Annotated in this window: 20 protein-coding genes and 1 tRNA gene; 10 read left to right on the forward strand and 11 right to left on the reverse strand. The window is 68.8% G+C overall.

Going from position 1 to position 25859, the window contains the following annotated elements; genetic code table 11:
• Positions 1–96 precede the first annotated feature (96 nt).
• On the reverse strand, positions 97–702 hold the full coding sequence (locus UA74_RS00080) for a hypothetical protein (RefSeq protein WP_157442132.1): 606 nt from the start codon (positions 700–702) through the stop codon (positions 97–99).
• Positions 703–795: 93 nt separating this feature from the next.
• Here UA74_RS00080 and UA74_RS00085 point away from each other — a divergent pair, with 93 nt between their 5' ends.
• Positions 796–1350 (forward strand): peptidylprolyl isomerase, encoded by a 555-nt coding sequence (locus UA74_RS00085; protein ID WP_075737785.1) that lies wholly within the window; start codon positions 796–798, stop codon positions 1348–1350.
• Between the two features lie 231 nt (positions 1351–1581).
• Entirely contained in the window at positions 1582–2322 is a 741-nt protein-coding gene (locus UA74_RS00090; protein WP_318533279.1) for a rhomboid family intramembrane serine protease, read from the forward strand.
• 284 nt (positions 2323–2606) lie between these two features.
• Here the strand turns inward: UA74_RS00090 and crgA are convergent, their stop codons facing one another.
• Entirely contained in the window at positions 2607–2873 is a 267-nt protein-coding gene (gene crgA, locus UA74_RS00095; RefSeq protein ID WP_075737789.1) for a cell division protein CrgA, read from the reverse strand.
• Between the two features lie 836 nt (positions 2874–3709).
• On the opposite strand from crgA, the gene UA74_RS33200 reads away from it, so the two are divergent.
• The 3 genes from UA74_RS33200 to UA74_RS00105 all read left to right on the forward strand — a co-directional run bounded on the left by UA74_RS33200 (position 3710) and on the right by UA74_RS00105 (position 6380).
• Positions 3710–5452: a class E sortase gene (locus UA74_RS33200; protein WP_232237572.1), complete on the forward strand. Its 1743-nt coding sequence runs from the start codon at positions 3710–3712 to the stop codon at positions 5450–5452.
• Positions 5453–5479: 27 nt separating this feature from the next.
• A complete protein-coding gene (locus UA74_RS32620) occupies positions 5480–5656 on the forward strand; it encodes a hypothetical protein (protein ID WP_198042886.1) in 177 nt (58 codons plus the stop codon).
• 82 nt (positions 5657–5738) lie between these two features.
• On the forward strand, positions 5739–6380 hold the full coding sequence (locus tag UA74_RS00105; RefSeq protein ID WP_075737791.1) for an aminodeoxychorismate/anthranilate synthase component II: 642 nt from the start codon (positions 5739–5741) through the stop codon (positions 6378–6380).
• A gap of 34 nt (positions 6381–6414) precedes the next feature.
• Here the strand turns inward: UA74_RS00105 and UA74_RS00110 are convergent, their stop codons facing one another.
• The 9 genes from UA74_RS00110 to UA74_RS00150 form a co-directional block, all read right to left on the reverse strand.
• Complete coding sequence (locus tag UA74_RS00110; protein WP_157433910.1) at positions 6415–6687, reverse strand: hypothetical protein; 273 nt, start codon at positions 6685–6687, stop codon at positions 6415–6417.
• A 100-nt stretch (positions 6688–6787) separates the two neighbouring features.
• Entirely contained in the window at positions 6788–7192 is a 405-nt protein-coding gene (locus UA74_RS00115) for a nuclear transport factor 2 family protein (RefSeq protein WP_075737795.1), read from the reverse strand.
• Positions 7193–7369: 177 nt separating this feature from the next.
• Positions 7370–9337 carry a Stk1 family PASTA domain-containing Ser/Thr kinase gene (gene pknB, locus UA74_RS00120; protein WP_075763662.1) on the reverse strand — a complete coding sequence of 656 codons (1968 nt, stop codon included), beginning with the start codon at positions 9335–9337 and terminating at the stop codon, positions 7370–7372.
• 101 nt (positions 9338–9438) lie between these two features.
• Positions 9439–10923: a protein kinase domain-containing protein gene (locus UA74_RS00125; RefSeq protein ID WP_075763664.1), complete on the reverse strand. Its 1485-nt coding sequence runs from the start codon at positions 10921–10923 to the stop codon at positions 9439–9441.
• Positions 10924–10926: 3 nt separating this feature from the next.
• A complete protein-coding gene (locus UA74_RS00130; RefSeq protein WP_075763666.1) occupies positions 10927–12393 on the reverse strand; it encodes a peptidoglycan D,D-transpeptidase FtsI family protein in 1467 nt (488 codons plus the stop codon).
• The gene (locus tag UA74_RS00135) at positions 12390–13835 is read right to left on the reverse strand and encodes an FtsW/RodA/SpoVE family cell cycle protein (protein WP_075737803.1); all 1446 of its coding nucleotides are present in this window, start codon (positions 13833–13835) and stop codon (positions 12390–12392) included. Before UA74_RS00135 ends, UA74_RS00130 begins: the two co-directional genes overlap by 4 nt.
• Entirely contained in the window at positions 13835–15271 is a 1437-nt protein-coding gene (locus UA74_RS00140; protein WP_075763668.1) for a PP2C family protein-serine/threonine phosphatase, read from the reverse strand. Before UA74_RS00140 ends, UA74_RS00135 begins: the two co-directional genes overlap by 1 nt.
• Positions 15268–15726 carry an FHA domain-containing protein FhaB/FipA gene (locus tag UA74_RS00145; protein ID WP_075737807.1) on the reverse strand — a complete coding sequence of 153 codons (459 nt, stop codon included), beginning with the start codon at positions 15724–15726 and terminating at the stop codon, positions 15268–15270. Before UA74_RS00145 ends, UA74_RS00140 begins: the two co-directional genes overlap by 4 nt.
• Before the next feature lie 174 nt (positions 15727–15900).
• Positions 15901–17100, reverse strand: a complete 1200-nt coding sequence (locus UA74_RS00150) for a DUF3662 and FHA domain-containing protein (protein WP_075763670.1) — start codon at positions 17098–17100, stop codon at positions 15901–15903.
• Positions 17101–17238: 138 nt separating this feature from the next.
• Here UA74_RS00150 and UA74_RS00155 point away from each other — a divergent pair.
• From UA74_RS00155 to UA74_RS00180, 5 genes are all read left to right on the forward strand, one after another.
• Positions 17239–17324, forward strand: a tRNA-Leu gene (locus UA74_RS00155).
• 1286 nt (positions 17325–18610) lie between these two features.
• Positions 18611–20359: an arginine--tRNA ligase gene (gene argS / locus UA74_RS00165; RefSeq protein ID WP_075737813.1), complete on the forward strand. Its 1749-nt coding sequence runs from the start codon at positions 18611–18613 to the stop codon at positions 20357–20359.
• A 291-nt stretch (positions 20360–20650) separates the two neighbouring features.
• Positions 20651–21268: a hypothetical protein gene (locus UA74_RS00170; RefSeq protein WP_075737815.1), complete on the forward strand. Its 618-nt coding sequence runs from the start codon at positions 20651–20653 to the stop codon at positions 21266–21268.
• A gap of 145 nt (positions 21269–21413) precedes the next feature.
• Positions 21414–22064, forward strand: a complete 651-nt coding sequence (locus tag UA74_RS00175) for an SDR family oxidoreductase (protein ID WP_075743239.1) — start codon at positions 21414–21416, stop codon at positions 22062–22064.
• Positions 22065–22564: 500 nt separating this feature from the next.
• The gene (locus UA74_RS00180) at positions 22565–25789 is read left to right on the forward strand and encodes an L-tyrosine/L-tryptophan isonitrile synthase family protein (protein ID WP_075763674.1); all 3225 of its coding nucleotides are present in this window, start codon (positions 22565–22567) and stop codon (positions 25787–25789) included.
• The last annotated feature ends 70 nt before the right edge of the window (positions 25790–25859 follow it).

The raw sequence follows: 25859 nt of genomic DNA on the forward strand, positions 1-25859 counted from the left end.
CTGTGCGGGTCGGGCCGCGTCGCAACGGGGACGGACGACGACGACGGCGGCGGGAGCGGATGACTCCGCTCCCGCCGTCGGCCTGTCGTCGGCTGGTCAGTTTCGGTTGTCGGCGCCTCGGTCTAGATCGCGTGCGGCGCCGTTGCCTCGATGCAGCGTCCCCGTGCCGTTGGTGCTCGGGCCGCCGTCCGATCCGGTGCCCGTCGGGTCGCGGCCGTCGCCGTGCATGGCATCGGGCGAGTCGAAGACATCCTCGGCCTGGACGGCCGAGCTGTCGGATCGCCTGGTCGCTGCGACCGCCACCGCGCCGAGCGCGATCAGGCCGAGGACCCACGGCCAGCGCCTGCGCTTGTGGGTGCTCTTGAACTTCTTCTCCAGCTCTCGCCGGGCCGAGCGGCCCGCCTTACGCAGGTCTCGGCCGGTGCGGGCCTGCTGCTTGCGCAGCTTGCGCTTGTTCACCGCCACCGTCTTCTTGCCTTCCTGAGCATTGCTCTCGATGAGTTCCAGGAGCTGTTGCGGTGTCAGTCCGCGTTCGGCGAGTTGCGACTCGGCCGACCTGGCGGCCTGTCGCGCCGCCTTGATCGTCGCCTGAGCGCTCGCCTTGCCTGCCCGTTGTGCGCCTTCGCGGACGGTCTTGACCCCGCTGCCCATCGCCCGGCCCACGGATTCTCCCGCCGCGGCCATTGCTCTCACCTCGTCCACGTTGCCTCCGGAACCTTGGTTGACGGACGTCATTCCGCGATCCCCATACTGCCCCTCCGCCAGAGGTCTCGCTGAAGATGGCACGATGGTTGAGTGGCTGACAGTAAAGAGACACTGGTCGGAAGCAAGCTGATCGCCACCCTGCGGACCTCGCTGGGTGACATCAGGATCAACCTGCTGCCCGATCACGCACCGAAGACCGTGGCGAACTTCGTCGGGCTTGCCGAGGGGACCAAGGACTACAGCGAGCCGAACGCGCAGGGGGAGCGCTCCGGGCCGTTCTACAACGGCTCGATCTTCCACCGGGTCATCGACGGCTTCATGATTCAGGGTGGCGACCCGACCGGCACCGGTCGCGGCGGCCCCGGCTACAAGTTCGCCGACGAGTTCCACCCGGAGCTTCAGTTCAACAAGCCCTACCTGCTGGCGATGGCCAACGCCGGGCCCAACACCAACGGCTCACAGTTCTTCGTGACCGTGGGACCGACCACTCACCTGAACTTCAAGCACACCATCTTCGGTGAGGTGGCCGACCAGGCGTCGCGCACGGTCGTCGACACCATCGGACACACCTCGACCGGCCCCGGCGACCGTCCCTCGACCGACGTCGTCATCGAGAGCATCACCATCGAGCGCGGGGAAGGCTGATCCCGACATGACGGCCCGGACCGTGCGGGTGGCGTGATGACGACACCCCCTGGGCAGCAACCTGGTACCGGCGGCGGGGGAAGCCCCTCGCTGCCGGGCTGTGCGCGGCACCCGGAGCGTCCGACGGGGCTGAGCTGCACTCGGTGCGGACGCCCGGCCTGTCCGGAGTGTCTTCGCGACGCCTCCGTCGGTTATCAGTGCGTCGACTGCGTCACGGAGGGGACCCGCGCGGTGCGCAGGCCCCAGACGCTGGCTGGTGCGGCGGTGGGCACCAGGCCGATCGTCGTTCCGGTCCTCATCGCGTTGAACGTGCTGGTCTATCTCATCACCGCCGCCCAGGCGGGCAATCCGATGCGCAACTCGGCATCGGCACTCTTCGACGCCTGGGCGCTGTGGCCGCCCCAGGTCGCCGCAGGGGAGTGGTGGCGGCTGGCCACCTCGGGCTTCCTGCACTTCGGTCTGCTGCACCTCGCGTTGAACATGTTCGCGCTGTGGGTGCTCGGTCGGGACCTGGAGGTCCTGCTCGGCAGGGCACGCTTCATCGCCGTCTACCTCGTGTCCCTGCTGGGCGGCGGGGTGGCGGTGTACCTGCTCGGTGATCTGGGCACTCAGGTCGCAGGCGCGTCCGGCGCGGTGTTCGGCCTGATGGGCGGCATCGCAGTCGCGGCGATCCGCCTGAAGGTCAACCCCAGGCAGGCGCTGATGGTCATCGGCATCAACCTGGTCATCAGCGTCACCATCCCCGGCATCTCGCTGCTCGGACACGTCGGCGGGCTGGTGATCGGCGCCCTGGCCGTCGCCGGGATGGTCTTCGCGCCTCGGGACCGCCGCAACCTCGTCCAGATCGGCACGGTGGCGGCCCTGGTGATCCTGATCGTCGCCCTGTTCTTCCTCCGCGACGCCCAGCTCGGTGAGTGGATGTGCGTGACGGGCGCCGACGGGCGGCCGGGTTGTGGGCGGATCGGCGGCTGACGCCGACGATCCTCGACGAACTCAAGCCGGTGGGCTCACCCGAATGGGTGAGCCCACTCTTGTGTTGTGGACAAGTAGGACCTTCTACCGGCGCTTGTGCCGAAATGCTCAAAGTTATCCACAGGAGTTGTCCCCACTGGGGATGACTTACACGGCTGTGGTTCGACGACCCCGTGTGCACGGCCCAGTCGTGGGCGTAGTGATCTTCATCAGAAAGAGCGCGGCCCGGATGCACGTCGCATCCGGGCCGCGATCACTCTCAGTGCTCTTGGGGAGACCTTCGCTCAACGCCACCGCATGGTCATCAGCAGGCCGGTGATCATGAGCGCGAAGCCGATGGCGAAGTTCCACGCTCCGAGCTCGGCCATCAGCGGGATGCGGTCCCCGGCGATGTAGTTGACGATCAGCCACAGGAGGCCGATCAGCATGATCCCGAGCATCACGGACACGTAGACCGGATGTGAAGGACCCACCGCCTTCACCTTCACCGGCGTGCGCTTATCCTGCGGAACGGTGTAGACGTCCTTCTTACGGACCTTGGACTTCGGCATCGTGTCCTCGCTGGCGTCGACCGGTGTTGCTCGTCGTCATCACGGAATGTGGCCGTCCAGTCTACGCCTGGTGATAAATCGCAAGGTGGACGCCTCGATCCCGCAATCACGTTAACGTAGTCGAGGCCTTCAGCGAAGGACAGGTGTACCCGTCGAGCATGTGGTGCCTGTGACGGCGACGATGAGCCGTCCGCATCGCAGGCCGGTTGATCCGCCCGCGAGGCCCACGACGGCCTGCGCAGTGCGACCGGTGTCTCTCGACAAACGGACACGATGACAACAGACGTGTGTTTACGCTGCTGGTGCAGAGCCGCAGAAGTCGGAGTCCAGGAGGTTTCGTGGTGAGTGAGTTCCCGCCGGAGCGGGACGACTACGCCCCCCGCACGCGCGCTCCGCAGACCACACAGGACGAGCCGCACCGGGCTGCGCCGCGTCCCCATCGCGCCGCCGCGCCTGGTCGCAGGCACGCCGCCCGCGAGGCACCGGACGATGGCCGCCCCGGCGGTGGTGCGGGCAGGCATTCGTCGGGCACCTGGGAGGCACCGGGTCCTCCCCAGCCGACTCGTCCGCCGGGCGATGCTCCTCGGGGGTACACCGAGGAGCCCCGCCGTGTTCCCGAGGCTGAGCCTCGCCGTGTCTCCGAGGCTGAGCCTCGCCGTGTCTCCGAGGCTGAGCCTCGCCGTGTCTCCGAGGCCGAGCCTCGCCGGGCTCCCCAGCGCCCACCGCGACGCGCTGCCGAGGGAGGCCTGCCTCCTGAGGGCGGATTCCGTCCCGAGGCAGGCCGTCCCGCCGGGGGCGGCGGTCGTCGGCGTCGCCCCGAGCCGGACGAGCAGCCGGTGCCGCGCAGGGCTCGCCGGGAGCAGCCGGACCACCCCGTCGCGCCGGAGACGTCCGCGACGGCGCTGTCGGCCGCGTCCCCCGAGCACGCCTGGCCGCAGACGGGGCGGCTGGAGACTCCCGAGTCGCAGGCGGGCCCCCGGCGCGGACCTGGACCACGCCCGGCCGCGCCACCGCCCGGCGGAGCCCAGCAGCCGCCCGCCCGTCGTCCTGTCGAGTCGCCGACGGGCAGGCGCACCCGCCCGCCGCAGGCCGCTCCGCTCGCGTCGGAGCCGCCCGCTCGGCCTCGTCGGGGCGTGGAGCCTCGGGAGGAGCGGACTCACTCGGACCCGTGGCCGGGGTCTGCGGCGCTGATGGGCGGCGTGCTTCCCGTGCCGGGCTCGGACGAGCCGCGCGGGATGCCGTCGGGCCAGGCCGCACCGAGTCAGGCCGGACCGGGACAGCCGCCGCCCGGCCCCGGAATGCCGGGACAGGCGGGACAGTTCTCCCCGCCGAACCCCTCGATGCGGTCCGATCCGGCATTCCCGCCGCCGCCCGGCGGCCAGGACGGCCTGGAGTCGAGGCTGGGTTCGCGGCTCGACGGCGATCTCGATCTCGACGACGGCGAGAGGTCTCGTCCGCCGCTTGAGCAGGGCGCAGGCATGCCGACCCGGCAGATCCCGCAGGTGGCCCGCCAGGCAGGGCCGCCGATGCAGGCAGGCGCTTCGATGCAGGCAGGCCAGGGCAGGCAGCAGCCTGCCGAGGCGGTCACCGAGTTGATCGCCCCGGTGGAGGACCAGGACGCCGAGACCTATCACGAGGACGACTACGACGACGATCGCCACGGCGATCACGACGACGAGTACCCCGACGATGATCTCGACGAGGAGCACGAGGCCGCGGCACAGGCCGCTCCCCGGCGGCGGCCGAAGAAGAAGCAGGCCCCGGCACGGAAGAAGGACAGCGCAGGTCGGATCATCGCGCGCTCCGGCGGCGAGCTGATGCTGACCGCAGGCTTCGTAGTGCTGCTCTTCGTCTTCTACGAGCTCTTCGTGACCGGCTGGTTCACCTCGGCGCGGCAGGCACAGGCCGACTCGCGGATGGAGGAGCAGTGGCAGGCGGGCGACAACGAGCGCGGCGCGGGCCTCGATCCGATGGAGGGCGAGGCGTTCGCTCGCATCTTCGTGCCCAAGTTCGGCCCTGACTACCAGTACAGCATCGTCGAGGGCACCAGCGACGCCCACCTCGAGGTCGGTCCCGGTCACTACATCGACACGGCGATGCCCGGTGAGCGCGGCAACTTCGCCGTGGCCGGACACCGGGTCGGCTGGGACTCGCCGTTCAACAACCTCGACCTGCTGGAGAGCTGCGACGCCATCGTCATCGAGGGCGCCTCCGAGTGGTTCGTCTACCGCGTGCTGCCCATGGAGAGCGAGATCGCGGACTGGGAGAACACGCGGGCCAGCAGGCCGGAGTGCACCGACGTCCCGTCGCTGGTGGACCCGACGGTGGACGGCGGCGGCGCCTACGGGAACACTCCCGGCAGGCAGATCGTCACCCCGAGCCAGGGCGAGGTCATCCTGCCGGTGCCGAGTAACCGAGGCGCCGAGGTGGCCGAGGCCGATCAGCGCGCGTTGATCACGCTGACCACCTGTCACCCGAGATTCTCGGCGCGGGAGCGGATGATCATCCACGGTCTGTTGACCGCTCAGTACCCGAAGGACGGGGAGGGAGCTCAGCTTCCGCCTGAACTCAGCCAGTGATCAGCGACGAGAGTAAGCGGGGACGACGTGTACGGCTGGATCTGGCGACACCTGCCGGGACCGCTCGTGGTCAAGATCATCGAGGCCTTGGTGCTGTTCGCCATCGTGGTCGCGGTGTTGTTGTTCATCGTGTTCCCCCTGGTGGCGCCGATGCTGCCGTGGAACAACGTGGACCTGCCCACCGACTCGAACACGGTGGGCTGACGCGGGGGCGAGGTCGGCGACCGGGCCGGTCGCGCGGGCGCAGCACGGCGGAGCGGGCTTGACGCTCGACTATCCTGACGGAGTGCGCATCCTGGTCGTCGACAACTACGACAGCTTCGTCTTCAACCTGGTCCAGTACCTCGCCCAGTTGGACGTCGAGGTGCTGGTCAGACGCAACGACGTCGTCGAGCCTGCCGATCTCGACCAGGTGAGCGGCGTGCTCATCAGTCCCGGTCCGAGCACTCCGGAACGAGCAGGGCAGAGCATCGACGTCATCCGACGCTGCGCCGCGCGCTCGCTGCCGGTGCTCGGCGTCTGCCTGGGTCACCAGGCGATCGCCGCAGCCTGGGGCGGGGTCGTCGATCGCGCCCCCGAACTCCTGCACGGCAAGACCAGCCAGGTTCACCACACCGGGGTCGGGGTGCTCGCCGGGCTGCCGCAGCCGTTCACCGCCACCCGATACCACTCGCTGACCGTCCGTCCGGACACCGTTCCGGATGCCTTCGAAGTGACGGGGCGCACCGAGTCGGGGGTGGTGATGGCGATCCGGCATCGAGAGCTGCCGATCGAGGGCGTCCAGTTCCACCCCGAGTCGGTGCTCACCGACGGCGGGCATCGGATGCTGGCGAACTGGCTGGCCGTCTGCGGCCGGACGGTTCCGGCGGCACTGGTCGACGAGCTGGAGCGCGGCGCCCGCACGATCGCGGCGGCGGCGCACGCCTGACGCACCACGGCCTGCCTGTGGGTCAGTCGCGACCTCACCTAGGGCGCGAAGCATGCTGCCTCGGCCGGGGCACCGGGATGGACCGTGCCCTGATCCGGGCCTGAATCCGAGCGACCGCGCCCCGCAGTGCGGTCGCCAGTGTCTGGACGGACTCTTGATCCAGTATCAGGACGTCGGTCTCCGAGGAGCTCAGTTCGATCCGATCCTCGACGACACGCACCGCGACCCGACACGGCCTGCCCTGTGCATCTCGGCAGAGCACGTCCGGCAGTGTCTCGCCGCTAGGCGGGATGATCTCTGCTGCCATCGCGCACACCTCCTCCGCCAACGCCGGAGCCGCCTGCCGGTCCGGTCGTGTCAGCGTGGTGCGGAGTCCGCCCGGTCGCAACAGGAGGATGCGCGACTCGTCACGGTGCGGGGAGGCTGGCCTGCCAGGCCATCCGCAGCGGATGGGTGTCGTAGACGATGCGCAGCTCGGCGATACGGCCGGTGTCGTCGAGCGTGATCACGTCGATGCAGTCGAAGGTGGTGGCGGTGTCATCCGGGAGGCGCCAGTCATAGCGGAATCGAACGGCCGCGCACCGCGGGTCGGTGACGGAGAGGTAGACGTCGATCGGCGTGATCATCGATCGCGCGGTGGTGGCGGCGAGTTCCGGATAGAACTCGCGTGCCGGGATCGCTCCGTTCATCGGTGAGCGGACCACCCCGTCATCGGTGAACAGCTCCAGCACGCCCGCCACATCACCGGCGGCGAGCAGCTGAAGATACCGATCGATGGTCCGCCGCGCCTGTTCCTCCGCCGTGGACACCATGACACTGGAGCGTACTGGGACCGAGGTCCGATCCGTGTCTCGCCCGGTCGGCCACCGTAGCCGGGGCGGCGGCTCGGTCTGCGGCCGTCCGCCTCGTGCGTCGCCCAGCAGGGACGACGCAGGGGACGTCCCGGGCATCCCCGAAACGTCCCCTGCGGTGGGATCACATCCGATCGATCACGGCGGGTCGAACGAGGGCCCGCCACCGGTCAATCGCCCGACGCCGACCGTCACCGAGGCACTCCTGCCGAGCGGTTCGCCGGTGTTCACCGACTGATCCACGACGCGGCCGATCTGCTCGATGTCGTCCACGCCCGTCGTCTGCTCCGTGAACGTGCCCTCCCAGCCCAGGTCCCGCAGCCGCAGCTCCGCCTCCTCGGGCTCGAGCAGGCTCAGGTCGGGCATCGTGATCTGGTTGCCGCGCGACACCTGAAGGGTGATGGTCGTCCCCGGATCGACGGTGGAGCCCGCCGGGACGTTCTGCGAGAGGACCTCGCCCTCCTCCGCCACGCCGTCGACGTCTTCCCGCCGCACGTCCAGCTCGGCGCCCTGCAGGTTTCCGGCTGCCACGTCGTACTGCTGGCCGACGACATTGATCACCGAGACCTGCTGAGCAGCCACCCCGAGGGTGATCTGGACGCTGGTGTCCGCTTCGACCTCCTGGTCCGCAGGCGGGTCCTGCCCCACGACGAGGTCGACCAGACTCTCGTCGTCGACCTCCTCGCGCCCGTAACTCGGATTGAGCTGCAGGCCCACCTCACGAAGCGCCCTGCCCGCATCCTCGGCGGACATGCGCGACAGATCCGGCACCGTCGAGGTGCCGGGTCCGAGCCCGAGGGTGATCGTGACGGACGAGCCCTCGTCGACCGAGCTACCGGGCGTCGGATCGGTGGCCAGGACGGTGCCCGCATCTTCTGCGGTCGACTCCTGGCCCTCGCCGATGTTGATGCGCAGACCGGCATCGGCCAGGGCGCTTCGAGCGTCCGCCTCGGTCATCCCGACCAGATCGGCAGGCACCTCCACCTGCTGAGTGGGCGGCGCCTCGTCCTCACCCGAATTGAAGAACCCGCTGCTTGTCAGATACGCGGCCAGGGCGATGATCCCGACGCACAGGACGGTGATGAGGGCGGCGACCAGTCCCTTGCGCCTGCGAGCGCGGCGTTCCTCCTCCTCGTCGGCGAGGTCGTAGTCCTCCTCGACCGGCGGGGGCGGCCGACGACGCCTGCCCGGTTGGGGCGAGTCCTCGGCGCCGCCGAGCATCGTGGTGCGTTCCTCGTCGGTCATCACCATCGGCGCGTTCGGCCGCTGACCCGACAGCACCCGAATCAGGTCGGCACGCATCTCCGCCGCCGACTGGTACCGGTTGGCCGGGTTCTTGCTCATCGCCTTGAGGATGATCGCGTCCAGGGCGGGCGTGATCTGGTCGTTCACCTCGGACGGCCGCCGGGGATCCTCGCGAACGTGCTGGTAGGCGACGGCCACCGGCGAGTCACCGGTGAACGGCGGCTCCCCGGTCAGCAGCTCGAACAGCACGCAGCCCGCCGCGTAGACGTCACTGCGGGCGTCGACGGCCTCGCCGCGAGCCTGCTCCGGCGACAGATACTGCGCGGTGCCGATCACCGCCGCGGTCTGGGTGACGGCGGCCTGGCCGTCGTGCAGGGCTCGAGCGATGCCGAAGTCCATCACCTTCACGGCGCCGGACTTGGTGATCATGATGTTCGCGGGCTTGACGTCGCGGTGGATGATGCCGTGCCGATGGCTGAAGTCCAGCGCGGCGCTCGCATCGGCCATGATCTCCATCGCGCGGCGGCCGGTGAGCGGGCCGTCGCCCTTCACCATGTCCCGCAGCGTCCGGCCGTCGACGTACTCCATGACGATGTAGGGGAGCGGACCGTGCTCGGTCTCCGTCTCGCCAGTGTCATAGACCGCGACGATCGCCGGGTGATTCAGCGCCGCCGCGTTCTGCGCCTCCCGACGGAAGCGAAGCTGGAAGGTGGGGTCTCTGGCGAGGTCGGCGCGCAGCACCTTGACGGCCACATCGCGGCTGAGTCGGACGTCCCTGCCCATATGGACCTCGGACATGCCGCCATAACCGAGTGTGTCACCCAGTTCATAGCGGTTGGAGAGCAGTCGCTGCGTGCTCATTACTGCGTCGTCCCGATCCTCGATAACGGTCGTCTCATCATGCCGGGTCGCCCGGCTCGATGCCGAGTCTGTCTAGCCTGGCCCCTTGGTGGTACATCGGATCAAGCACCTCCAGGGCTACACCGCACGGTGATCTCGGTGCCAGGCGGCAGCGGACCACTCGGTTCAACGGACGTCACCATGCAGGTACGAGGGGATTCCACGGCCTCCCCGTCGACCGACGACAGGGTCGTCCGCATCTTGAGCTCGGCGAGCATCACCTCAGCCTGTTCGGCCGGTCTGCCCTCGAAGTCACTCGGTGCGATCTCGACGAGATCGAAGTCCTCGACCGCCGGTTCCTCCGTCGGCCGACGGTCTCCCGGTGAGGGCAGCGACGGTAAGACGTCCTCGCCGGAGACGGCGGGGCCGGTGCCGCCCGCCTCGCTCTCGGCGCCCGACGTCGACTGAGCCCGACCGTCCTCCAGCATCGAATTCACTCCCCAGACGGTCAGCGCGACGATCGCGACGGTGAGGACGGCGATGACCACCCAGAGCACCGCGCCGCCCCGCCGTCGTTGCGGCATCGGGCCGTGGTGGTGATACCCGACCGGCGGCGGGCCCATCGGGACTCCGCCGTGTCCAGGGGTCGGCGGCACGTTCGGGACGGGCTGCGCGGGCATCATCATGTTGCCGGTGTGCACCCGAGGGATGTTCCCCGTCACGGGACCGGTCTGAAGCGCCATCGCCAGTCCGGACGGCGGCGGCAGCGGATGTCCCGCCCGGACCGCCGACACCGCGGCGGCGAACTCGCCCCCGGTCCGATACCGCCGACGCGGGTCCTTGACCAGGGTGTTCTCGATGAGAGTCCGGGCGCCGATCGGCACGTCCGGTGGGAGCGGCGGCACGTTCTCCCTGATGTGCATCATGGCGACGGTAACCGCGTTGTCCGAGACGAACGGCCGATGCCCCATCAGACACTCGTAACCGACGACCGCCAGCGAGTAGACGTCGCTCGCGGGCTCCGCCTCGCCGCCCAGGGCCTGTTCCGGTGCGATGTAGTGGGCGGTGCCCATCACCATCCCGGAACGGGTGACCGGTGCGGCGTCGGCTGCCTTGGCGATGCCGAAGTCGGTGAGCTTCACCTTTCCGTTCGGCGTCACCATGATGTTGCCGGGTTTGACGTCCCGGTGGACGTAGCCCCGTTCGTGAGCGGCCTGTAGTGCCTGACCGGCCTGCTCGAGCATGTCCAACGCCCGATCGGCGTTGAGCCTGCCCTGGTTTGCGAGGATCGCGGCGAGCGGGTCGCCCTCGACCAGCTCCATCACCAGGTAGGCGGTGTCCTCGGGCCCGTCGGGCACGGCGGCGGTCTCACCGTAGTCGTGGATCGCCGCGATGTTCGGATGGTTCAGCGAGGCCGTGGTGCGGGCCTCGGTGCGGAATCGATGCAGGAACTCGGCATTGCCGCAGAGCTCCGGCTTGAGCACCTTGACCGCGACCTTGCGGTCAAGTCGGGTGTCCGCCGCCTCCCAGACCTCGCCCATGCCGCCGACCGCGATCCGCCTGCCGAGTCGGTAGCGGTCCGCGAGGAGCTGCCCGGACGTGAGCACAGCTCAGCCACCTCCGAGCCCGGCGCCGATCACTGCCCGGCCAATCGGAGCGGCCACTCGGCCGCCGGTGGCACCCTGGCCGACGTTGCCGCCCGCCTCGACGAGCACCGCCACCGCGACCTGCGGATCCTCGGCGGGGGCGAAGGCGACGTACCAGGCGTGCGGGTTGGTCGCATTCGGATCGACGCCCCACTGGGCGGTACCGGTCTTCGACGCGATCGTCACGCCGGGGATCTGGCCTTCACCGCCTGCGTGGGCCTCTGCGGCGATCATCATCTCGGTGAGGCTCTGCGCCACCTGCGGCGACATTGCGTCCTCGACCTCGTCCGGCCGGGTCTGATCCAGCTCGTCGAGTTCGGGGGATCGAATCGTCGAGACCACGTGCGGCTGCATCCGGGTGCCCTCGTTCGCGATCGTCGCGACCATCATCGCGTTCTGCAACGGAGTGACCCGGACGTCGCGCTGCCCGATGCCGGTCTGGAACGTCGCAGGCCTGTCGGACATCGGTCCCAGTTCGGACGAGGCCACCGTCATCGGGATCTCGAGATCCGGATCACTGAAGCCTAGCGCCTCGGCCTTCTCCTGAAGGACCTCCGGGCCGAGTTCGTCGGCGAGCTCGCCGAAGGGCACGTTGCAGGACTCTTCGACCGCCTGGAGCAGGGTGGCGTTCCGGCCGTTGCCGCAGTCGTTGTTGTTGAAGTTGGGCAGCATGGTGTTGGTGCCCGGCAGCTGGATCGAGGATGCCGGGTTGACCGCGCTGTCGGCCGTGTAGCCGTTCTCCAGCGCCGCCGCCGTGACCAGCAGCTTGAAGGTCGACCCGGGCGGCTGGGTCTCCGAGATCGCCCGGTTGTGCAGCGGGCGGCCCTCGTCCTCCTCCAGCCTCGTGATCGCCTCGGACCTTGCCTCGGAATCCAGTGTGGCCAGGTCGTTGGGGTCGAAAGTGGGTGTCGAGACCATAGTCAGGATACGGCCGGTGTCCGGCTCGATCGCGACGACCGAGCCGGTGAGCCCCTGGTCGGTCATCATCTGATAGGCGGTCTCCTGCATCCGCCGATTGATGGTGAGCTCGACCATGCCGCCCCTGGCATCCCGACCGGTGATCAGGTCGGAGAGCCTGCGGACGAACAGCCGGTCGTCGGAGCCATTGAGCACCGGGTCCTCGGCGCGCTCCAGTCCGGTGCGGCCTGCAGGCGAGTAGTAGCCGGTGATCGGCGCGTAGACCGGGCCGTCGGGGTAGGTCCGCTGGTAGGGGTAGACGTTGTCGCCCGTCTCCACGACGGTGGCAACCGCCTCGTTACCGACGATGATGTCGCCGCGCTGGCGTGCGAGCTCCTCGGTGAGCGTCCGGCTGTTGCGCGGATGAGCCCGCAGCTCGTCGGACCAGATCACCTGGATGTAGGTCAGGTTCGCCAGCAAGGCGACGATCATCAACATCACGGTGAGTGCGACTCGACGGATCGGAGTGTTCATGTCGGTCGAGCCACCATTTCCGTGTGCGCCTCCGCGATCGGCGCCTGCTTGGGTTTGGGCTTAGATGGCGGCGGAGGCCTGCGGGCCGCGTCCGAGATGAGCAGGAGCAGCGCGATCAGGATGTAGTTCGCCAGCAGCGAGGAGCCGCCGTAGGACAGGAACGGGGCGGTGATGCCGGTGGACGGGATCAGTCGGGTGGCCCCGCCGACCACGATGAACACCTGAAGGCCGATGATGAAGGCCAGCCCGCTGGCCATCAGTTTGCCGAAGCTGTCCCGAACGGCCAACGCGGTGCGCAGACCTCGCATCACCAGCAACAAGTAGAGGAGCAGGACGGCGGCGACGCCGACGAACCCGATCTCCTCACCGATAGCCGAGATGATGAAGTCGGTCTCTGCCGCAGGGATCAACGTGGGCCTGCCGCCGCCCAGTCCGGTGCCGAAGATGCCGCCGGTTCCGAGGCCGAACAACGATTGGACGAGTTGGTAGCTGTCCCCATCGGAGGCATCCAGCCTGCCCAACGGGTCGAGGAAGTTCAACACCCGGACCCGAAGGTGGTTGAAGAGCGGATAGGCGATGACACAACCCGCCGCGAAGAGGCTCAGCCCGATGACGACCCAGGACGCGCGCTCCGTGGCAATGTAGATCATCACCAGCACCAGGCCGAAGAACAGCAGCGAGGTGCCGAGGTCACGCTCGAAGACCAGGACGCCGACGGAGGCGGCCCAGGCCAGCAGCATCGGGGCCATGTCGCGCATCCGAGGGAATTCCATCCCGAGGAAACGACGGCCCGCCACGGTGAACAGGTCTCGTTTGGACACGAGGAAGGAGGCGAAGAAGATCAACAGAAGGATCTTGGCGAACTCCCCGGGCTGGATGCCCGCACCGCCGATCCTGATCCAGATCTTCGCGCCGCCCGCACCAGAGATGCTGTAAGGCAGGAACCCCGGCAGGGCCAGGGCGAAGAGCCCGACGAAACCACAGGTATAGCCGAAGCGCGCCATCATCCGGTGGTCCCTGACGAACGCCAGGACCAGCACGAACAGCACGATGCTGACGACCATCCACCCGATCTGACGGTTGACCAGCGCGTTGCGTTCCGGGGCGGCCGCGATCCTGGCGAGGTCGATCCGATGAATCATGATCAACCCGATCCCGTTGAGCAGTGCCGCGAACGGGAGGATCAGCGGATCGGCATACGGCGCCCACTTGCGCACCGCCAGGTGCGCGATGCCGAAGAGGGCGAGGAAGGCCACCCCGTTGTAGAGCAGCTGACTGGTCAGCTCCTGCTCCTGGTTCGCCTCCACCAGCACGTTGGCGATGGTGACGAGCAACGCGGCGAAGGCCAGCAGCAGCAGTTCGGTGTTTCGACGAGTGGGCATGGCAGGAGGCCGTGGCGCTGCCTGCCCCGGATTCGACGCGGCGTCGACCGGGTTGGCCATCAGCCCACCGTCCGACAGTCGACTCCGGGCTCCTGCACGGGCCGTGCGGTGCCTACCGCAGCGTCCTGCTTGGCGTCATCCTGTGCCGAGCCGACCCGATCGCCGTCGTCCTGGCCGATCAGCGAGCTCGGTCCGGTCGGTGTTCCGGAGGGAGTGTCGGGCTCGGTCGACCGGCCCGCAGGCTCCGCGTCGTGCTGCGGCGAGTTCTCCTCGGTGCACGGCGGCAGGAGCTGTTCGGTGCGCAGCTGCTCGATCGTCTCCCTGGCATCGGCCAGGCTGCCCTGATTCACGATGCCGTTCCGGACGGTGCCCTGGTAGGCGGGCCGGAGATCGGTGATCTGAATCCGCTCGCAGTCCTCGCCCGCGTCTCCGCACGAGTCTTCGACCTGTCGATGCAGGGGAATCCCGAGCACGGTGCCGCGCACGCCTTGGAAGACGGCGACCTCGTCGTCGTCGTTGGTGCTGACGAAGTGCTGGCCCATCACGACCGAGTAGCCGAAGTATCCGCCGACGCCGAGGAGGACCAGTACGGCCAGCAGCACCAGGAAGGTGCGCAGCCGCTTCCGCTTCGGTCGGGTCGGCTGCTCCGGCGGGGTCTCGGGTCGAGACGGCCTCGGCAGGGTCGTCGCCGAGGCGCGGGCCGCTGCCGAGTCCGGCGGCGGCTGCTGCTCGGAGCCGTCGCCCGCGGCGCCGCCCACGATGGGATCGTTCTCGCCGAACTCGACGTCGACGACGTCGGCGACGATGCACGTGACGTTGTCCGGCCCGCCGCCCTTGAGCGCCAGCTCGATCAACCGGTCCGCGCAGGTCTGCGGGTCCTGGATGCGCATGGCCTCGTCGAGCGTCTCCTCGCTCACCGGGCCGGAGAGTCCGTCCGAGCACAGCAGATAACGATCGCCCGCCCGCGCCTCCCGGACGGTGAGCGTCAGCTCGACGTCGTTGCCGGTCAGTGCGCGGAGCAGCAGAGAACGCTGCGGGTGGTTCGCGGCGTCCTCCTCGCTGATCCGGCCCTCGTCGATGAGGGACTGGACGAACGTGTCGTCATGAGTGATCTGGGCGAACCTGCCGTCGCGCAACAGATAGGCGCGCGAGTCGCCGACGTGGACGAGCCCCAGCCTGCTGCCCGCGAAGAGCACGGCGGTCAGCGTGGTGCCCATGCCGTCGAGGTCTGGATCACCCGCGACCAGTTCGTTGAGCATGCCGTTGCCGTTGCTCACGGCCTCGCGGAGTCGACCAAGCAGATCGTCGCCCGGCTCGTCGTCGTCGAGCGGGGCCAGCGCGGCGATGACGACCTTGCTGGCCACCTCGCCCGCAGCGTGCCCGCCCATGCCGTCGGCCAGGGCGAGAAGTCGTGGGCCTGCGTATACGGAGTCCTGGTTGTTGGAGCGAACCAGGCCTCGGTCACTTCGGGCCGCATAGCGGAGGACAAGGGTCATGAGTGCAGCTCGATCACCGTCTTGCCGATACGGATCGGGGCTCTGAGCGAGACTCGGGTCGGACCCGTGACCTTCGCCCGGTCGAGGTAGGTGCCGTTGGTGGAGCCTAGATCCTCCACGTACCAGTCCGTTCCTCGGAGTACCAGACGCGCGTGCCGAGTCGAGGCATAGTCGTCGTCCAACACCAGCGTCGAGTCGTCGGCCCGGCCGAGTGTGATCGGCCTTCCGTCCAACGAGATCCGGGTGCCCGCGAGAGCCCCGTGGGTCACGACGAGCTGCCGAGGAGATCGACCACGACCCGCCTTCTGCGGTTCACGTCGTCCGCCGGGGACCTGCACTCGAAGCCCGGAGGCCGCGTACAGATCCGATCGGACGACCCGGAGCGCGGCCAACACGAACAACCAGAGCAGGGCGAGGAATCCCGCCCTGGTGAGCTGGATCACCAACTCTGGCATGACCGACCACCCCCGCTACGGAGGGGATATGCGCCTTCCACCGTTCTGGATGCTCCTACTCCATGCCGCCCACCGAAGTCTCGTGGTCGCGACTCCATGCCGCCAACCGAGTTCTGGCGGTCGGGACTCCATGCCGCCACCGAGGTCTCGTGGCCGGTCGTGCCTGCGGTGTCCTCAGCCCTGGCTGCGGAAGACCAGGGAGGAGTGGCCGATGCGTACGACGTCGCCCTCCGCGAGCTGCCAAGTCTGGACTGAATTTCCGTTGACCGTGGTGCCGTTCGTCGAGCCGAGATCTGCAAGGGTCGCACTCTGCCCGTCCCAGGTGATCTCCAGGTGCCGCCGGGAGACTCCCGTGTCGGGCAGTCGGAACTGTGCGTCCTGCCCCCGGCCGACGACGTTGCTTCCCTGCACGAGCGTATAGGTGCGGTTGGAACCGTCGTCGAGCTGCAGTGTCGCGGTGATCTGCCGAGGGCCGGTCTGCACGGCGGGGGGAGCATATCCGCCCTGCTGCTGGCCGTAACCCTGCTGCTGGCCGTAACCCTGTTGCTGCTGACCGTAGCCCTGCTGACCGTAGCCCTGGTCGTACCCCTGCGGCTGAGCGCCCTGGTCATAGCCCGGCTGCTGACCGCCCTGGCCGTAGCCCTGGTCATAACCCTGCGGCTGCTGGCCATAGCCCTGGTCGTAGCCCGGCTGGCCGCCGTAGCCCTGTGGCTGCTGGCCGTAGTTCGGGTCGTAGCCCTGCGGCTGCTGGCCGTAACCCTGGTCGTAGCCCGGCTGGCCGCCGTAGCCCTGTGGCTGCTGGCCGTAGTTCGGGTCGTAGCCCTGCTGCTGCTGGCCGTAACCCTGGTCGTAGCCGTACTGCTGTTGTTGTTGGCCGTAACCCTGCTGGTCGTAGCCGTACTGCTGCTGGCCGTACGGGTCGCTCTCGGGGTACTGCTGGCCGGGGGGCTGGCTCATGGGTGGGTCTCCTGCGTTGCGAGGTGGTGCCGCCTGGCTGCCCGCATCCGGGTCGACAGACGAACTGGTTCGGAACTGTCCCGTGTGCAGCGTTTCAGAGCGCTCCAGGGAGACTACGACGTCACCATAGGTATCCCACCCTTGTTCGGCGAGGTGCTCCTGGACGCAGTCGGCGAGTAGCTGCTTGACCCGCTGCTCGTCACCGGTGAGTCGCTCATGGTCACTGGGTCCGAGCGTGACCACGTAGTGATTCGGTGCGAGCAGGCGGCCACCCGCGAGCTCCTGAACATGGCCGTCGGCCTCCCGCTGAAGGTTCTGAGCCAGCTCCTGCGGCACCACGTTTCCACCGAACACCCGCGCGAAGGTGTTCCCCACCATGCCTTCGAGACGGCGCTCGAAGCGCTGCACGAGGCCCACGGCATACCTCCACCCGATACGACTACTTGACCCGATCGTATCCGTGCGCGCAGCGGTCCACAGCCTCTAGTGCAAAGTGCCCCGCAGAACGTGTGCTACGCTTTCGCCGCACCCAGCAAGCAGGGGTGAAAGTCACTCGGGCGAGTGGCGGAATGGCAGACGCGCACGGTTCAGGTCCGTGTGTCCGCAAGGACGTGAGGGTTCAACTCCCTCCTCGCCCACCATGTTCGCTGGCCCTTGGGCCAGCTTTCCGGTTTTCCTTGTATCTACCGGGGGGCCGAGCCCCCCGAGACCCCCACGATGCCTGCTCCTCGGCCGTTTCTGTGGTTGCGGGTGTGTCTACTAGCGGGTGCCTGGGGCTCGGCCTTTGGCCTTCGTGTGCGGTCTTCGGCCTTGGCCGTCGGTTTCGTTGGTGCGTCGCCTTTGTCTGGGGCTCGGCCATCGGCGCTCGTGGTGGTAGTGCTTCTCGTCCTGGCCTTCTCGTCGGGGGCGGGTTCAGGGTAATGCTTCGGGTGGCTGGTCGTCAGGGCTGAACGGGTGTTCTCTCGGCTGACGGTCCAGGCGCGGGCCCGGGCTGTGGTCTGTGCGGGTTTCTGGTTCGGGTGTGGTGTGAGGCCTGCGTGGATCTAGCCCTGGAACTCGAGTTCGTGTTGTGAGGGCTGGGACGGTCAGGGTCCGTCCTTTCCTACCTCTCAGGTGTCGGTTCAGAGGGCGTCTCGGTGGGCTTGGGTGACGGCTACGGAGCGGTCGCGAGTCAGCTGTCTGCCTGGGGATTCGCGTGGTTCGGGGTCGGTGCCGGGGCGGGTGCCTCGACGGGTCGGCCAGGATCGGAGGTCGCGGAAGGCCATGTGGCCGGTGCGCGGACCTGGAGCCACCGACGCCGGTCCTGACGTGAGCCCGCTCACGTGGCCAGGTCCCTCGTGGCGCTCATCACCGGCGGGATGAGTATGGCCCTGTGCGCCGACCAGCAGGAAGGGGCGAGCAGGCCCGTCCGGCCCGCCGACGGTCGGCGTGCCGTCCTGGTTCACGCCGCGTCGATCCGCTTGTCGGACGCCGTCGTGGTCAGGGTGGCCGAACCGCCCGGCGAGTGGCGTCATCGCGATCCGGGACTCGTCGATCCGGCCTCCGCCCGCGTAGGCCGGGTGATCGGCGGTCGGCTCGTTGATGACGTACGACGCGTCGGCGGTGCGGCCGACGGGCAGTTTCGCACCCGGCTCTTGGGAGGACCCCTCCTCGCCCCTCCGTCACTCGCCCGCCAGGAGTTCGACGGTCCCGTCATGCTGGTGATCTATCCCGGCGACCACGTACCCGTGGGGGCGAGGTCCTCGCCCGGCAAGGTCAGGGAGTCCCGGCTCAGGACCGCGTTCGACGACAGGACCCCCAGCGGACGATCAGCCGGGGTCGACGACGGTGCCGAGCGACGTCCGGACAACGGTCTCGCGGACGAGCTTGAGATACTCGTCTTGGACGGGTGTGCAGGTATGACGGAGAGAAACAGGAGGACGCCGGGGTGCTACAGGGCGATGTCGGGCTGGAACTCGGTGGTCGGATCGCGGCCGCGCTGCGCACGGCACTGGACGTGTCGATCACTCCTGAGGAAGCCCTGATCCGACCCTCCGGCAGAGCAGGCGTCGACTATCAGTGCAACGTGGCGATGAGCCTGGCCAAGCGGATCGGCCGGAAGCCGAGGGAGGTCGCGGAGGCCGCGGTCGAGCACTTGGCCGCAGACGACCTGGTGGCGAGCACCGAGATCGCAGGCCCGGGGTTCATCAACATCGTGCTCCGCGACGACTGGCTCGGCGACCGGCTGACCACCCTGCTCGGCGACCCGAGAGCAGGCGTGCCGGTGGTCGACGCGCCTCGGCGGTTCGCGATCGACTACTCCAGCCCCAACCTGGCCAAGGAGATGCACGTCGGCCACCTGCGGTCCTCGATCATCGGGGACGCCCTGCTTCGACTGATCGAGTTCATCGGCCACGAGGTCATCCCGCACAACCACGTCGGCGACTGGGGAACCCCCTTCGGCATGCTCATCGAGCACCTGCTCGACGAGGGCTGGACGGCGGACGGCGCTCAGACTTACGCCATCGCCGACCTGAACAGCTTCTATCAGCAGGCTCGCCTCAAGTTCGATGCCGACGCGGGCTTCGCCGATCGGGCCCGGCGGCGCGTCGTCCTCCTCCAGGGCGGCGATGAGCAGACCCTCGCGCTGTGGCAGGGGTTCGTCGACGAGTCCACCCGCCATTTCGAGGAGGTCTACCAGCTGCTGGGGATCTCGCTGCGGCGCGAGGACCTCTACGGCGAGAGCTTCTACAACCCGATGCTGGACGAGACGGTCACGGAGTTGACGGCCAAGGGGCTCACCGAGATCAGCGACGGCGCCGTCTGCGTCTTCCCGCCCGGTTTCACCAACCGGGAGGGCGAGCGGCTGCCGTTGATCGTCCGCAAGTCCGACGGCGGTTACGGCTATCCGACCACCGACCTGGCGACCGCGCGGTACTGGGCGGACGATCGCGCGGCGACCGACCTGCTCTACGTCGTCGGCAACCCGCAGGCCCAGCACTTCGCGATGGTCTTCGCCGTCTGCAGGCAGGCAGGCTGGCTGACCGAGAAGCATCGGGCCGAGCACGTGGGATTCGGCTCGATCCTCGGTTCCGACGGCAAGACGATCCGCACCAGGGCGGGCGGCTCGGTGAAGCTCGTCGAGCTGTTGAACGAGGCGGTCGAGCGGGCGGGTGCCGTGGTGGCGGAGCGCACCGAACTCGACGCCGAGGCCAGGGCGTCGGTGGCGCATGCGGTGGGCATCGGCGCGGTGAAGTACGCCGACCTCTCCAGCGATCGGGAGAAGGACTACGTCTTCTCCTGGGACAAGATGCTGGCCATGGACGGCAACACCGCCGTCTACCTCCAGTACGCCAACACGCGGATCCTGTCGATTCTGCGCAAGGCGGGCTCCCGGCCGGCACCCGGCACGCCGGTGAACCCAGCAGACCCGGCAGAGCGGGCGTTGGCGCTGGCGCTGCTGCGCTTCCCCTCGGCGGTGTCCGCTGCGGTGGAGGGCCTGGCGCCGCACCGCATCTGCGGGCACCTCTACGAGATCGCCACGGCGTTCTCGGGCTTCTACGAGCGGTGTCCGATCCTCGCGACGAACACGCCGGAGGACGTCCGGCAGTCGCGGCTGGTGCTGGCAGCGCTCACCTCGCAGGTGTTGACGCTGGGACTGTCCCTGCTCGGCATCGAGGCTCCCGAGCGACTCTGAGGTTCACCGGCTCCTTCATCTTTCGGGCTGTTCTCCTTGCATCGGGCCGACTCCGGCCCGATGCCTGCCCCGGCGCGTTACTCCGACTCGCGGAGTCCGACTCACACGAACGGCGGCATGTGGGGCCGAAGACCGCCTACCGGTTATCGACCGGTCATCGACCGCTCGCCGCCGTCGGTCGCATCGGCAGCCGGTAGTCGGTCGTCGCTTTCTCCTCAACTGGTACCCCTGCTCTGAGTAGAGCAGAAATGCGCGACTCACCCATTGTCGTGAAGTATCGGATAAGGAGGCATGTCCGTGAACCGCTCACCAGGGCACGCGACCGGAAACAATGCCGACGTGTTGCCCGCCAGGCAGGAGCCGGACGTCGCGCTTCCCACCCCGGCGGAACACCTCGCGGTGGCCGCAGCCGATCTGCTGGGATGGCAGGGCGTCGTGTTGCCCGCCCTCACGCTCTTCGGCAGGCGCGTCATCCCTGTCGCCGAGCTGATTCACGAGGCGCATGCGGAGCGGTTGTGTCTCGGCTATGCGCCGGTGGTCGACCGGGCCTCGGTGGAGACCTGGGTCTGGCCCGAGCTGACCGCGCAGGTGCCGCCGCCCGCCGTTCGGATCGCGGGCATGCTGTCCCTCGGCAGGCACTGGCGTACGGGCCTTGCCTCGGTCGCCCCGTTCGCCCGGTTCTGCGGGGCTGCGATGGTGCTGCCCGACGGCGTGCTGGGTCTGGCGGACTTTCAGGACAACTGTCTCTCGCGTGCACAGCGGCATGAGGTCACCGTGCTGACGACCACCGCAGCCGACGACGGCCTCGACGTCGCTCAGTCCGCCTGGCCGGAACTGGTGGACCCGACCGTCTCGGTGACGGGGTTGTGGCTCAACGAGGTGATCTATGAGCGGATGCTGGCCGAATAGGTCGGTCGCCGCTGATGCTCCGGTCCCGACGTGGAGCGGAGCGCATCGAGACGCCCAGCGCGCATCGAGAGTCGGAGCGCGCGCCGAGCGGTGACGACGGGCTGTGAGACGGCGCCCGCGACGAACCCGCACTACTGTGATCGTCGTGCATGTGGTGATCGCGGGTGGACACGGAAAGATCGCACTTCGACTTCAACGACTGCTGAGTGCGCGAGGTGACAGCGTCATCGGCCTGGTCCGCAACCAGGACCATCTGGACGAGGTGGCCGACACCGGAGCGCAGGCGGTTCTCTGCGATCTCGAGCAGGCATCGGTGTCCTTCGTCGCCGACACTCTCGATCGCGCCGACGCGGTGGTGTTCGCCGCAGGCGCCGGGCCGGGCAGCGGTGCGGCCAGGAAGGACACGGTGGACCGAGCGGCCGCGGTGCTGCTCGCCGACGCGAGCGTGTCGGCAGGCGTGCGGCGGTATCTGCTGGTCAGCTCGATGGGAGTGGATCGGGCGACTGATCCCGGCATCGACGAGGTGTTCGCCGCCTACCTGCGGGCGAAGAAGGCAGCCGAAGAGGAGCTGCGGACGAAGGACTTGGATTGGGCCGTCCTGCGGCCGGGCTCCCTGACCGACGAACCGGGGACGGGGCTGGTGCGGCTGGCGTCCTCGACCGAGCCGGGATCGATCAGCAGGGACGACGTCGCCTCGGTGCTGCTCGGGTTGTTGGATCGTCCGGAGCTGGCCGGGGTGACGGCGGAGCTGGTGAACGGTTCGACGCCCATTCCGGAGGCGCTGGCCGCCCTGTAACTCCGTGGAGGTCGATCCCGGCGAAGCCGAGGACGGAGTGTCGAGCCGCGCAACGGAGGAAGATCGACGCGGCTGGGGTCTCGGCGGTAGTCGCCCCTGCGGCTCCTCGGCGAGACCGGGTTCGTCGGGAGAAGAATCGGCGCCTCGCCGGGCCGACTCCGCCCGACTCGTGAGCTTCTTGTGTGTTCCTGTCGCGCTTACTCATAAGAGTGCGCGATGGACACGTTCCGCAGTCATAACGGCCATACCGGGCGACTTGTTTCATTCCCCTGGGTGGTCAGGTGCTTACCCAGCAGGTTCGACTCCGCTGCGATCCGTTGCGACAATGCTTCTTCGCGTGACAACCGCTGTCGCGGATCCGGTGGGGGAGGTATGCGCGCGTGATGGGTCAGGACGGGCTCTTGTTGTCCTGGGAGCATTCGGCCACTGAGACTGCGCCTGCGAGAACAGGCCCGAGCATTCCTCGACCGGACGCGTTGAGACCGGCTCCGTTAGCCCGAATGGCGGCAGAGGAGGTGCTCACCGGGGAACAGCTCAACACACTTCTGCGCGACGGCGGCTATCCGCTCACCGTCGTCGAGAATCGCACCGGCATCCTGCTCACCGGTCCGGGAACCGGCGCGGGAATCCGAATCCGAGGGCCCGTCGACCGCTTGGCGTTGTACCGGGTGCTGGTGCGGTTGCGGCAGACCCGATCACGGACCGACCTCGACTGGCAGCAGGACACCGTCGGGCAGGCCGAGGCGGGCGGTGTCTTCCGGGACAGGACCGTCGGGGATCGACGCCGGTTCGACGTGCTCGGTGAGCGCCACGTCGTCGCGAGCGAGTCGGATCTGCTGCCTGCGGTGCCGCGAGGTCCGTTCGCGCTGCCCTGCGCGATGCTGCCTGCCGATCGAGTCGACACCCTCGTGCCCCGCGCGGCGCTGCCCGAGTCGTTGACGGACGAGGCGCGACGCAGGCTGCACTTTCTGACCAATCCGGACGGGACCGTCACCTTTCCCCTGGTCGGGGGTCCGGACGTCGCCGCGAGCCGGTCACCGATCAGCCACCGCACCCTCGTCGCGGAGCTGACCTCCTCGAGCGGGACCCTGCTGCTGGCCGAGCCGGATCTGCGGGGCGGCCGGGGGCCTTGGCGGGTCGAGCTCGAGACCGAACCGGGCGCGGCGCCGCTCCTCGGCGGATCGCAGCAGATCTGGCCCGCCGAGAACGTCGTTCGCAGGCAGACGCAGAGCACATTGGACCGCTGCTGGTCGCTGACGGAGATCCTGCGCACCGATCCGCTGCTCCGGCTCTACGCGGCAGGCAGGCCCGCGCTGCTGGCCTTGGTCGACGCCGCGTCCGGCGCGACCTCGGTGCTGCGGTCCACCCAGGTCTACCCGGCGCATCCGGAGTTCCCCGGCGGCACGCTGTCGGTCAGCATCAACGCGCTGATCAGCGGGCAGGACCGGCATTCCCCGACGCTGCTGCAACGGGCGCTGGAGAATCGCTTCGAGCGCTCCGAGAGCGAGCTCGACCATTTCATCGAGTTCGTCGTACGTCCGATCGTCACGGTCTTCCGCGTCCTCGTCGACCGGTACGGGTTCGATCTGTCCGCCCTGCACGAGAAGAACGTCGCCGTCGAGCTGTCGCCCGAGCTGCACCTCACCGGCAGGATGGTGCTCCTCGACCCGGCGGCGCCGTCCGAGGCGTTCGGTCCAGGGGACGGCGAGGCGGGCGACGGGATGCGGGCGCTGTACGACCTGCTGGGCGTCCTGGCCGTCGCCTTCCGCCGCTGTACCGGCTGGTTCGATCGGTACCCCGCCGCCGAGGTCCGGCGGGCGGTGACCGCCGTGCTGGTGGAGGAGCTGCGATTCCTTCGCCCGGACACCGCGGCTCGACTCGACACCGACCATCCGCTGCGTCGGTTCGTGCACAGCGTGTCGACCACGCAGGACGAACAGCTCAAGGACGTGCTCGCCGAGGTGCGCGGGCGCACCCAGGCCCGACGGGCCGGGCAGACGCGGCATCGACCGTCGGTGCTGATCCAGCTCGGCTCCTCGGAGTCGGAGGGCTCGCTGCCCGGACTGCGTCGATTCCGGTGGGACGTGTCCGACGCGGGCGGTGAGGTGTTCCTCGCCAAGGGCGGGGAGATACGTCAGACGGTGGCGCAGATCAAGAGCAGGCAGTGTCTGGAGACGGTGGCGGTCATCGCCGACTCCTCGGCGAACTGGCCGCTGCTCGTCCGTGAGTTCCCGCAGGCCGTGCGGCTCGTCGTCGGCCCGTCCTCGGCGGGCGTCTCGGCGGCCTCCTCGATCAGCCCGACCATCCAGAACTTCGAGACCACCCCCCGGCCCGCCGCGGAGACGGCCGAACAGCCCCGCCTCTCCTATGCCTGCTCGCTGGCGGGTCTGCGGATCGGCGAACTGCGAGCCAACCGGCCCGCACGGGGGCAGGCGGTGCGGCTGTCCATGGCGGAGAGCAGGTCCATCGTCGATGCGCTGGTCCACGGTGCCGACAGCGCGGCGGTCCGGGTGGCGGCGAACGCGCGGCGGCATCTCGCCGATCGACTCGACGCGGTGGACTCCGAGCGGGAGCAGACCGTGTTGTTGATCCACCACCTGCTGACCCGCAAGCAGTTCATCAAGGGTGCCCGGTCCAACTACCCGCCGGAGCAGGCGATGCGGGACATGAGCCCGTTCCTCGCGCGGGACGCCCCGATCCGCATGGTCATCACCGGCTTCCCGATCAAGCACGGTCAGAACGGCCTGAAGGCCTCGGGCCCGCTGCCCGACCTGGCCGAGCTCGGCGTCCTGGTCCGGCTGCGAGAGCTCGCGAAGGCGGTCGCGCAGATCTATCCGCCCGGGGTGCGGCTGACGGTGTTGACCGACGGCCAGCACTTCCACTCCCGTCCGGACTCGGCGACCGCGGCCTATCAGCGCAAACTCCACGGCTACCTGTCACTGGTCGGCGCGGAGGACGTCATCGAGCTGACCGACATCGACGAGTTGGCCGACCACCGACTCAGTTCGGAACGCAAGGCAGAGCGGCGTGGCCGCATCCGCCGGTATCACCGGGGTCTGGTCGCCCTTCTCGCAGGCCTGGACGTGGCCGAGGATCCCATCGGCACGCTGGCGGCCGTCGCCCGCCGAGCCGCTCTGCCCGACCACAGCGTCCTCGATGCCGGGCTGGCCCACGATCTCCTCGCGGCCCTGCCGGACTTCTTCCATTCGGCTCTCTACTCGACCGCGCCCGACGTCCCGCCGTCCGTGGACTCGATGAACTGGTCGGCGAGGGTGTTCGCCGATGTCTTCGACGTACGGGAGTCCGCTGCGGACGCAGCCGTGCTCGACGCGCGCAGGCAGGTGTTGCGGCGGGCCTGGCGGTCGGCCGTGCGTTACGTGGTCGTTCGGCGGGCCGACCACGACTCGAACTACGAGGACGTCTTCCCGGCACGGGTCCGATTGACGAACGTGCCGAGGCCGGGGCGATGCGGCTTCTCCGGTCTCGGCGGCTCCGGTCTGCTGCCGTGGCACGGGACCGGTGCCGTCGACCGGAAGGGCAACGTCTCGACGGACTTCGCGGTCTCGCTGTACGACCAGGCGTTCGTGCCCGTGTACTCGCCGCTGCTCGGCAGCAGACAGCCCTGGATGATGGTGCCGATCACGGCCGCTCGGGTGGTGCCCGGCGAGTTCGGCGCGCGCCTGGACCCCGCGTTCGCCAACACCATCCGGCTGCGGCGGAGGTGACCTGAGTCGTGCGGGCAGCGGCCGTCGGCGACGGCGCCGTCGCTCGTCGCAGCCTGTCCCGATGCCTTTC

It is taken from the genome of Actinoalloteichus fjordicus (genome assembly GCF_001941625.1).
In the GTDB taxonomy this organism is placed as follows: Bacteria; Actinomycetota; Actinomycetes; order Mycobacteriales; family Pseudonocardiaceae; genus Actinoalloteichus_A; species Actinoalloteichus_A fjordicus.

What these genes read in the sequence shown, in the direction of transcription:
- crgA (WP_075737789.1), bottom strand. Translation starts at nt 2,873, where the DNA reads ATGCCGAAGTCCAAGGTCCGTAAGAAGGACGTCTACACCGTTCCGCAG.
- UA74_RS00110 (WP_157433910.1), bottom strand. Translation starts at nt 6,687, where the DNA reads ATGGCAGCAGAGATCATCCCGCCTAGCGGCGAGACACTGCCGGACGTG.
- UA74_RS00115 (WP_075737795.1), bottom strand. Translation starts at nt 7,192, where the DNA reads ATGGTGTCCACGGCGGAGGAACAGGCGCGGCGGACCATCGATCGGTAT.
- pknB (WP_075763662.1), bottom strand. Translation starts at nt 9,337, where the DNA reads ATGAGCACGCAGCGACTGCTCTCCAACCGCTATGAACTGGGTGACACA.
- UA74_RS00130 (WP_075763666.1), bottom strand. Translation starts at nt 12,393, where the DNA reads ATGAACACTCCGATCCGTCGAGTCGCACTCACCGTGATGTTGATGATC.
- UA74_RS00135 (WP_075737803.1), bottom strand. Translation starts at nt 13,835, where the DNA reads ATGGCCAACCCGGTCGACGCCGCGTCGAATCCGGGGCAGGCAGCGCCA.
- UA74_RS00140 (WP_075763668.1), bottom strand. Translation starts at nt 15,271, where the DNA reads ATGACCCTTGTCCTCCGCTATGCGGCCCGAAGTGACCGAGGCCTGGTT.
- UA74_RS00145 (WP_075737807.1), bottom strand. Translation starts at nt 15,726, where the DNA reads ATGCCAGAGTTGGTGATCCAGCTCACCAGGGCGGGATTCCTCGCCCTG.
- UA74_RS00170 (WP_075737815.1), top strand. Translation starts at nt 20,651, where the DNA reads ATGTCCGTGAACCGCTCACCAGGGCACGCGACCGGAAACAATGCCGAC.
- UA74_RS00180 (WP_075763674.1), top strand. Translation starts at nt 22,565, where the DNA reads ATGGCGGCAGAGGAGGTGCTCACCGGGGAACAGCTCAACACACTTCTG.